1 protein-coding gene and 1 pseudogene are annotated in these 832 nt (G+C 45.9%); both read right to left on the bottom strand.

Translation table 11 applies throughout. From position 1 onward, the window contains the following. Positions 1-466 (bottom strand): hypothetical protein (locus tag OA91_RS24495; protein ID WP_197477870.1); only part of this gene is annotated, 466 nt, incomplete at its 3' end. Between the two features lie 48 nt (positions 467-514). Further along, positions 515-676 (bottom strand): annotated as a pseudogene (locus OA91_RS24890) (hypothetical protein); the annotation flags it as partial. Positions 677-832 lie beyond the last annotated feature (156 nt).

Below are 832 nucleotides of genomic sequence, written 5' to 3' on the forward strand. Positions count from 1 at the left end.
CAAGCCCCTGATTACTGATATTCATTTCGCCGTGGCCGTCATAACCAAGATTAGTTCCGAGATTAGTGATAACGGAGTTCTTATCCTTAACAGTAATGTTGCCTGTGCCTGTTTCTTTCATCCCCGCAGTGATAATTCCCGAATCTACTTTGCCTTCACTCGAGACATTAAGTTCACCGTCGCCAGCATCACCGATATAGATATAGCGGAAAGCTTCGCCCGTTCCGAGGAAATTCCAATGCCCTTTATCGGTCACGTTGACGACACCGTGGGAACCGTCCTGAACGCCCACCAATGAATATTCTTTGTTATTAATCAGTCCATTATTGGAAATATTGACTGTGCCATTACCGAAATATCCATTATAGAGTCTGCGTACCGGGATGACAGAGTCTTGATCCTGCACATTCAGGGTTCCGATACCGGTGGCATTGCCACCGATAATCGTATTTTCAGCCGTAACCAACCCCCCCTCGCGAATAGTCGCCTCCCCAGTTCCTTGATTACCAATTTGAAATTCAATTGAGGAATCATTATTTTTTATTAGCCACTCGCCACCCTTTTCAACGACAACCTGGCCATTACTGCCCGCCTGATAGCCTAAAATGGCGACGATTGAACTCGTGACGTAACCCTTATCCGTAATATTTAATGAACCTGTGCCATAGCTACCTATTTCGAATTATTCGGTCGTCAGAACAGCTTCCTCTCCCTCAACATCTCCCGTCCGGACTCCTCCTTTCCCAGCAACTCTTCTTAATTATCCTCAATCCACCTGACCCTTCTGTTTATTTTTCAGCGTCCCCTTTCCTCCTTCACCCACTTTTAAAGC

The sequence above is a fragment of the Marinomonas sp. SBI8L genome, assembly GCF_001624705.1.
Taxonomy (GTDB): Bacteria; Pseudomonadota; Gammaproteobacteria; order Pseudomonadales; family Marinomonadaceae; genus Marinomonas.